The following is an 8,818-nucleotide window of genomic DNA, read 5'->3' on the forward strand; positions in this document are numbered from 1 at the left end:
GGATACTTGAACTTGTCGTTTAATCGGCGTAGAGTTGCACATAATTTAGTTACCCTAGTTAACTATTATGAATTCTATTCTTGGATTTCGTTCATCTTTACTACGCTGCGCGCGGATGATGAGTGACGAAATCAACATGCTATTACTGCCCTACCAATTGAACTATTCCTTATGGCAAGTCATGTTTGTGATCCGTGAAAAAAACGGATGTACCTCTATTGAAATGGCTGAATATTTAAATGTCTCCAAACCATCGATTGCCAAACGTGTTCATGCGCTCTCTCAATTGCACATCTTGACCCATGTTGAAACCGAAGATAAACGTCAGAAAAAGTTAATCCTGAGTGAAACGGGCCTTGCTCTATTTCAGCAATGTGCCCAAGACATTGACCATTTTGAACAAAGTTTGATTGCGCAATTCAACCCGCAAGATATTCAACATGCTGTACATATTTTTCACTCGATTGTCAGTGCACTAGAAGCCCAACATTCAGGGGATCAGCATGCCGACTAAAACACCGTTATGGACACGCAACTTTATACTCGTAAGCGCCATTAACTTCCAACTGGTACTAACTTTTTATTTATTGGTTGTGGTCATTGTCGGCTATGCTGTCGCTGAACTTGGCGCAACCACGGCACAAGCAGGCTTAGTTTCAGGTTTATTTATTGTCGGAACCTTAGTTGGCCGCTTATTGGTCGGTAAATTTTTAGCACGTTTTGGACGTAAAACCACGCTTATTGTTGGACTTGCTGGATTCCTTATTTTTTCAGGCTTTTACTTTATCCATTTTGGCGTGGGTATGCTGCTGCTCATCCGCTTTATGCATGGTTTTATGATGGGTATGGCTTCAACGGTTTTGGGGACAATTATTGCCCAAATTTTACCGGCAACACGTCGTGGTGAAGGCATTGGTTACTACAGCATGAGCAGTACCTTAGGGACAGCTATTGGACCATTTCTTGCGATTTGGATGATGCTAAACGTTGGTTATCAATCGATATTTATCGTTTCAACCGTGATTGCAATCAGTTGTCTGATTGTGGCAGTGCTGATTCAAGTCCCTGACCTACCGACAAGCAACAAACCCATCGACACCGTGGTCGCAGCGAAAAAACCGAGCTGGATTTCACAATTTGTCGAACCCAAAGCATTGCCCATTTCCTTGATTATGCTGTTTACGTCTATTTGCTACTCCGGCGTACTTTCATTCATTAACTTTTACGCCAAAGAAATTGATTTAGTCGAAACGGCTTCTTTTTTCTTTTTAATGTATGCCATTGCCATTTTAATTTCACGTCCATTTACTGGCCCAATGATGGACCGTAAAGGTGAAAATATCGTGATTTATCCTGCCTTTATTATTATGGGAGTTGCTCTCGTCTTACTCAGTTTAACCCACAGCTCATGGATGCTTTTATTGTGTGCTGGCTTATTGGGCTTAGGCTACGGTAATATTCAATCGGTCTGTCAAACCGTTGCAGTCAAAAGTGCGCCACTGGAACGTATGGGCTTTGCAACCTCCACATTCTTTATTTTCCTTGATGCAGGCTTAGGCTTTGGTCCGTATTTTATTGGTAAGCTGTTGGACTATATTGGCTATTCACAATTGTATCTTTACAGTGCATTTGCCGCTTTCGCATGTATTGTGGTCTATTATTTTTTACATGGCCGCCATGCAAGAAAAATGGCTTAAATTGCGCTGCAATGTATTTTTATATTTCAAATCGTCGGCTAAAACGCCGGCGATATTCCAAGGGCGTCAGCCCAGTTTTTTTATGAAATAAACGTCGAAATGAACTTGGATCGCTATAGCCCACATCATGCATAATTAAATCTAATGCATGCTCCGTTTCCTCCAAACGTTTACGTGCAGCTTCAATTCGAATCGCCTGTAAATATTGATTGGGCGGCACATCTAAAGCGCTATTAAAACGTCGAATTAAAGTTCGTTTGGTCACATTAAATTGTGTAGCCAAATCATCCAATACGATGTTTTTTTGAAAATTCTGTTCTAGCCAATCCTGTACTTTTTGCACCAATTCATCCTGATGTGGCTGACCAATTTTCATTAATGAATAGGACAACTGACTATCACGGCGATAATCCAAAACAAATGATTTTGCCGTCTGAATCGCAATGTCAAAGCCATAAAAACGTTCAATTAAATGTAGTCCCAAATCAAACCATGCCAAACCGCCACCTGCACAGTATATGTGTTGATCATGGCTAATGAGCTGATCCACATTCAGCTTGACCAATGGATAACGCGCACTAAACAGATGCTGAAAACCCCAATGCGTTGTGGCTTGCTTATGGTCGAGCAATCCTGCTTCAGCTAAGAAAAAGTTACCGGTACAATTGCCTGCAATTAAACTCGGTTGTTGATACTGTGCTTTTAAGAAATTAATCAGTGCTGGATTATTTTCCAATACATTCAGTATTGGTGCGCCGATGGTTGGCACAATCAGAATATCCGCGTGACGAATCTCAGCAAATGAACAGTCAGCCTCAAGTCGAATCCCATTAATGCATTGAATGGATTGGCCATCCGCCGTTGCGATATCTACTTCAAATAAACGTTGTACTGCTTGTTTTTGAATACGATTCCAGCTCACGCCTGTCATAGAAAATAAATCAACAACACCTGTAATGGCGGAAGCCAAAGCACCATTAAATGCCAATACCACTATTTTTATCATATCCATTAGCACTCGTTAATTATGTCACTTTTGACTTATTTAGTGTCATTATTGACAATCCTTTAAAGCAAATGCAACTGCTAATCTATCCTAAATAAAAGTTCACCCATGAGTTTGTGCAATGCCACAGCTAATCAATAATAAAGACTTAAATTTTCTACTTTATGACGTATTTAAAGCTCAAGAATTAACTCAAATGCCGCGTTATGCCGAGCATGATGTGGAAACTTTTAATAGTATTTTGGAAACCGCTCAAGGCATTGCCAGCGACTTTTTTGCTCCACACAATGCCAAAGCAGACCATCACGAACCCACTTTTGATGGTCAACAGGTTTCAACCATTGCTGAAGTTAAAACCGCATGGCAACAATTTGCCGATGCGGGATTCCTTTGTGCGCAGCATGACTATGATATGGGCGGTATGCAACTACCTACCCTGATCAATATGGCGGCCAATGCCTATTTCATGTCTGCCAATCCATCAACTGTTGCTTATTCATTTTTAACCGCTGCCGCAGCCAATGTCATTCAAGCTTTTGGTTCTACAGCACAAAAAAATACTTTTTTGCCTCCTATGTTGAGTGGTCGTTTTTCTGGCACGATGGCACTCACTGAACCGGATGTCGGCTCATCGCTTGGGGATTTAAGCACCAAAGCCATTCCTCAGGCCGATGGCACTTATTTAATAAAAGGCCAAAAAATGTTTATTTCCGGTGGTGATCAAGACATCACGGAAAATATTGTGCATTTGGTGTTAGCGCGTATTCAGGATGCACCTCAAGGGGTTAAAGGTATCTCTTTATTTATTGTGCCTAAATTTAAAACCCATACCGATGGCACTGTGGCTGAACAGAATGATGTTCAACTGGCTGGCCTACTGCATAAAATGGGTTATCGCGGCACGACTTCTACGGTACTAAGCTTTGGTGAACGTGATCAATGCACTGGCTATTTAATCGGTGAAGCCGGCTCTGGCTTAAAATACATGTTCAAAATGATGAACGAAGCTCGTGTCGGCGTTGGTTTGGGCGCTGCCATGATTGGCTATCGTGGTTATTTAGAATCATTAGATTATGCAAAAAATCGCCCGCAAGGCCGTATTGTTTCCGACAAAGATCCAGCCGCAAAACCCGTCAATATTATTCAACATACGGATGTCAAACGTATGTTGTTGGCGCAAAAATCCTATGTAGAAGGTTCGCTGGCTTTATGTTTATTTGCAGCACGTTTAATCGATGAACATCAAGCGGGTGGCAATGAAGAGAGTGCGATTTTACTCGACCTAATTACACCAGTTGTGAAGTCATTTCCCTCTGCCTATGGCCCGAAAGCCAACGATTTAGCGATTCAGGTCCTTGGTGGCGCAGGTTACACCCGAGAATATCCACTTGAGCAATGCTACCGTGATAACCGTTTAAACCCGATTCATGAAGGGACTTTTGGCATTCAGTCTTTGGACCTGCTCGGTCGAAAACTTTGGCAGCACAATGGCAAAGGGCTTGCATTATTAATGCAACAGATACAACAAACTTTAGATGCCTCTCAAGATGGGCGCATTCACCCCCTAGCGAAACGTTTCCAACAACACCTGCAAACTGTAAAAAACACCACAAGCGTGCTTGGAAATGCCTTGATACAAGGACAAGTTGATCAGGCATTGGCGAATTCTGCCCTATATTTGGACATGATGGGCCGCGCGATTATCGCTTGGCTTTGGTTAGATATGGCCAATAAAGCCATCAATAAATTTGCAACTTCAAACCATGAAGAAGATCAAAACTTTATGGCTGGAAAACTACAAGCCGCACAATATTTTATACGCTGGGAATTACCTGAAGTTGAGCATCAAGCGAAATTACTGGTTGATTTGGATGAGACCTGTCTCAACATGCATCAAGATTGGTTCTAACCCTCCCTTTTTAGTTCACTCCTCAATGGACTAAAACGGACAAAGTTTTCAAGGATGAAAACTTTGTCCACCCTATACATATAGCTAAATTCTAAAAATATCAGCACGTAAAAATAGCTGTAAAATTTCATTCTTTAAGGTCTTTGGTGTACTGAAGAGTTAAGTAATTAGCTATATAGGGGTAAAACAACATCTGAGATACAAAAAAAGAACCATTTTTCGGTTCTTTTTTTGTATTTCAAATCATGAAAAATTATTGAAATACTTTGAAACGCGCAGCATCATCCATATAGGCTTTTTCACCCGCGTTACCTTCGACAGAACCGAAAACCAATTGCGCACGGAGTTTCCAAGTTGTAGGAATATCCCATTCAGCATGCGCATGTTCATCCACAATTGGATTGTAGTGCTGTAATGAAGCACCTAAGCCTTCGGTATGCAATGCTGTCCAAGTTGCAAATTGTGCAATGGCTGTAGAATGCTCTGCCCAAACTGGGAAGTTATCGGCATACGATGGGAACTGCTCTTGTAAGCCTTTTACCACGTCTAAATCTTCAAAAAATAGAACTGTGCCCACACCTGCAGCAAAACTTGCCATTTTCGCTGTTGTCCTTGCAGCGCCTTCTTCATCTTTAGCATAAGACTTTAATTTATCCGCCACTAAGCCCCAAAATTTTTCACTTTCGCCATTAAATAAAATCACAGCACGCGAAGATTGAGAGTTAAACGATGATGGGCTTTGTTTAATCGAAGTCTGGATCAAATCAGTTAGATATTCAGGAGTTTGGCTCACATTTTTACCAATAGCGTAAATCGTACGGCGTTTGCTAATAAGATCAATAAACTGATTTGACATATTTCTAAAGTCCTTAAATAAAAGAATAAAAAAGCCTTATAAAAGCGATCTATTCAGAGGGAGAAAAATTGATATAGCTAAATTCTAAAAATATCAGCACGTAAAAATACCTGTAAAATTCCATTCTTTAAGGTCTTTGGTGTACTGAAGAATTAAGTAATCAGCTATATTTCAATGTTGGGCTATTTATTAAAAAACAACCCAAAACGATGCCTGTGATGTACAGTAGGCAAAAACATGTGTAAATCTAATGCTCTCATGAGCATATAAAAAATCCTCCTAAACGGGAGGATTTTTAAGCCCTTAAAATTTGGCTTCAAGCACCTGTGTTGGTACTTGGTTTTTCCATAAGTCACGTAAGGTTGGCAGGTAGAATTTTTCACCAAGCTCAACCAGTTCAGCATCAATCAGGCCATGTACTTCATGCATAAATAAGTAATCAAGTTCCACCGTCTGCAATTTTGATTGTGATTTTTTAAACTCTTTACGTTTTTGCTGCGCTTTTTTCACTAAATTATCTGCATACGCACGATCTTTATATTGTGCAATCGCGTTTAAACGTAGTTCAATCACGCCCCAACCACTGAGCAATAATTTGAACTTTGCAAAATCTGCTGTCGTTGATTCCCAGCTCATTTCATCCAGATTTTCATCTTCAGGCAGAACCGGTAATAATAGCTCCATCACACTTGGGAAAATCTTTTTAAAATTCAAAACAAATTTAACAGGATGCTCACCCGGATAGTCTTTAAATTGAACTTGCTTCTGGACATCGGTTAAAAATATTTTGAGCATTGGGAGAAAATCCTTAAATAGAACACTATTTTATTCATTTTTATTTCGTAATTTGTATTTTAATCACAAAATAAAAATTAAACAAAAACAGAAAAGACAGGCATTTTAGCAATTATGGCAATTTATTCAACGCTAATTCAGCTTTAAAAAAACGCACCAATTTACGATAGTCTTTTTGGGCATACTTTTTTATTGTTTAGAGATAGATCACAAGTCAAAAGCATAGAGGTGTCTATGTGTTCAAACTTTGAAGCAATAAAATCAGATCGAGCCTTCTTGCTTAATTTTCCCGAACCACCGAAGCTCGAATTTTCTAAAGAAATTTTTCCCACCTATAACACCCCTTTAGTTTTCTCAAACAAAGGGAATATTGAGTGGCGATTGGCGAAGTTTGGCATGATTCCTCAATGGGCTAAAGAATTAAAATATGGCCGTCATACCTACAACGCCAGAACGGAAACCGTTGCAGAAAAACCGACCTTTAAAAATGCTTGGCATAAAAATCAGTTTGCACTTATTCCAGTCGAAACAATATACGAACCAAAATATAAAGATGGCAAACCTCATTGGTACGGGATCGCGCGTGAAGATGGTATGCCTTTTACTGTGGCTGCTCTCTATGAAAATGCGGTCATTAATGGTGAGCAAGTCAGATCTATGAGCATGTTGACAATCAATGCAGATCAACATCCATTTATGAAACAATTTCATGCACCGAATGATGAAAAGCGTAGCCTCATTGTGATTCCTGAAGAATATCGCGAAGATTGGCTCAATACGAATTTTGAAGAAGCACATGAGTTTTTCTTTGAAATGCCGGACGAATTTATATCGTTCCCTAAAATAAAAAGAGGCTGAATATTTGATATTCAACCTCCATATATTTAAATAACGGTAAAACTTAAAACGACTTACTTAGCATTGGGTTCAACCATTTGTTCAGGGCGAACAACTTCATCAAACTGTTCAGCAGTCACTACACCGAGTTCAACCGCAATTTGTTTTAAAGTTTTACCTTCCCTATAAGCAATTTTTGCCACTTTTGCTGCATTTTCATAGCCAATCACAGGGTTCAGTGCTGTGACTAACATTAAAGAATCATGCAAGAAGTGATCAATTTTTTCGCGGTTGGGCTCAATACCCACAGCACAGTGGTCATTAAAGCTATTACATGCATCACCGAGCAATTGAATGGATTGCAATAAGTTAAATGCAATCACTGGCATAAATACGTTTAATTCAAAATTCCCTGAAGCCCCAGCCACGTTAATGGTTGTGTCATTCCCCAACACTTGTGCAACGACCATGGTCATCGCTTCACTTTGTGTCGGATTCACTTTACCCGGCATGATGCTAGAACCTGGTTCGTTTTCAGGAATATGCAGTTCACCAAAACCACAACGTGGACCACTCGCTAACCAACGCACATCATTGGCAATTTTATTTAAGCTGACCGCCAGTGTTTTTAATGCACCTGATGCAAATACAGCTGCATCACGACCTGCTAGCGCTTCAAATTTATTTGGTGCAGTGACAAATGGCAACCCGGTTTGCTTTGCAAGTTCAGCCGCTGCTTTTACTGCATAATCTGGATGCGCATTTAAGCCTGTACCAACCGCTGTACCGCCCAAAGGTAATTCATATAACCCTTCTAAGGCCTGAGTTAAACGTTTTAGCCCATGATCTAGTTGTGATACATATCCACTAAATTCTTGACCTAAGGTTAATGGCGTCGCATCTTGTAAATGGGTACGACCAATTTTAACGATATCTTTAAAATCATTCGATTTAGCATCTAAAGTATTGCGTAATTTAGTGACTGCTGGAATTAAAAGCTCATTGATCTGTAAACTTGCAGCAACATGAATTGCAGTTGGAAATAAGTCATTGGTCGACTGCGCACGGTTCACATGGTCATTCGGATGCACAGGTTTTTGCGCACCTAAAGGATTGCCCAATTTTTGGTTGGCAATATTGGCAATCACCTCATTACAATTCATGTTACTTTGAGTCCCTGAACCAGTTTGCCAAACTACAAGCGGAAACTGCGCATCCCACTGCCCCGAAATCACTTCTTCAGCAGCATTTACGATATAACCTGATAATTCTTGAGGGATTTGACCTAATGCTGCATTGGTGATTGCCGCCGATTTTTTAACAAGCCCCATAGCACGGATCATTGGACGCGGTAAACGTTCACCACCAATCTTAAAGTTCTGCAAACTACGTTGGGTCTGTGCGCCCCACATCGCTTTGCTTGGTACTTCAACTTCACCCATCGTGTCATGTTCAATACGTGTTTGCATGGTTTTCCCTCATATCCTTATCTATCTGGACGAAAGTTCAGAAACTTCCGTGATCATTTAGCAACAGTCTATTTAAACCGCTTAAATATGTAAATGATAATTATTATCATTTTAATGGTTTATTTGATCAGCTTGATCACTTTAATATTGAAAGCGTTATCGTCTAATTCATATACGCGAATCTCAACTTTCTAAACTCTTGAAATAAAAAGGACATAACACAATTTAGATTTCGACTAAGAAAATTAC

Annotated in this window: 8 protein-coding genes; 4 read left to right on the forward strand and 4 right to left on the reverse strand. The window is 40.0% G+C overall.

The window, feature by feature from the left end:
* Positions 1–67: 67 nt before the first annotated feature.
* Both ACN6OV_RS01715 and ACN6OV_RS01720 read left to right on the forward strand, forming a co-directional pair.
* Positions 68–514 carry a MarR family winged helix-turn-helix transcriptional regulator gene (locus ACN6OV_RS01715; RefSeq protein WP_427949116.1) on the forward strand — a complete coding sequence of 149 codons (447 nt, stop codon included), beginning with the start codon at positions 68–70 and terminating at the stop codon, positions 512–514.
* Positions 504–1,697 (forward strand): MFS transporter, encoded by a 1,194-nt coding sequence (locus ACN6OV_RS01720; protein WP_427949118.1) that lies wholly within the window; start codon positions 504–506, stop codon positions 1,695–1,697. The genes ACN6OV_RS01715 and ACN6OV_RS01720 overlap by 11 nt, the downstream gene beginning before the upstream one ends.
* 19 nt (positions 1,698–1,716) lie before the next feature.
* Here the strand turns inward: ACN6OV_RS01720 and ACN6OV_RS01725 are convergent, their stop codons facing one another.
* On the reverse strand, positions 1,717–2,703 hold the full coding sequence (locus tag ACN6OV_RS01725; RefSeq protein ID WP_427949128.1) for a GlxA family transcriptional regulator: 987 nt from the start codon (positions 2,701–2,703) through the stop codon (positions 1,717–1,719).
* A 121-nt stretch (positions 2,704–2,824) separates the two neighbouring features.
* Between ACN6OV_RS01725 and ACN6OV_RS01730 the strand changes: the two genes are divergently transcribed.
* Complete coding sequence (locus ACN6OV_RS01730) at positions 2,825–4,612, forward strand: acyl-CoA dehydrogenase (RefSeq protein WP_427949120.1); 1,788 nt, start codon at positions 2,825–2,827, stop codon at positions 4,610–4,612.
* 253 nt (positions 4,613–4,865) lie between these two features.
* Here the strand turns inward: ACN6OV_RS01730 and ACN6OV_RS01735 are convergent, their stop codons facing one another.
* Both ACN6OV_RS01735 and ACN6OV_RS01740 read right to left on the reverse strand, forming a co-directional pair.
* The gene (locus ACN6OV_RS01735) at positions 4,866–5,468 is read right to left on the reverse strand and encodes a nitroreductase family protein (protein ID WP_427949121.1); all 603 of its coding nucleotides are present in this window, start codon (positions 5,466–5,468) and stop codon (positions 4,866–4,868) included.
* Positions 5,469–5,771: 303 nt separating this feature from the next.
* Positions 5,772–6,263: a hypothetical protein gene (locus ACN6OV_RS01740; RefSeq protein WP_427949123.1), complete on the reverse strand. Its 492-nt coding sequence runs from the start codon at positions 6,261–6,263 to the stop codon at positions 5,772–5,774.
* Positions 6,264–6,497: 234 nt separating this feature from the next.
* Here ACN6OV_RS01740 and ACN6OV_RS01745 point away from each other — a divergent pair, with 234 nt between their 5' ends.
* Positions 6,498–7,121: an SOS response-associated peptidase family protein gene (locus tag ACN6OV_RS01745; RefSeq protein ID WP_427949125.1), complete on the forward strand. Its 624-nt coding sequence runs from the start codon at positions 6,498–6,500 to the stop codon at positions 7,119–7,121.
* A 53-nt stretch (positions 7,122–7,174) separates the two neighbouring features.
* On the opposite strand, the gene fumC is transcribed toward ACN6OV_RS01745, so the two are convergent.
* Positions 7,175–8,569: a class II fumarate hydratase gene (gene fumC / locus ACN6OV_RS01750; RefSeq protein ID WP_427949126.1), complete on the reverse strand. Its 1,395-nt coding sequence runs from the start codon at positions 8,567–8,569 to the stop codon at positions 7,175–7,177.
* Positions 8,570–8,818: the final 249 nt, after the last annotated feature.

The sequence above is a fragment of the Acinetobacter sp. genome, from assembly GCF_050285345.1.
GTDB lineage: Bacteria > Pseudomonadota > Gammaproteobacteria > Pseudomonadales > Moraxellaceae > Acinetobacter.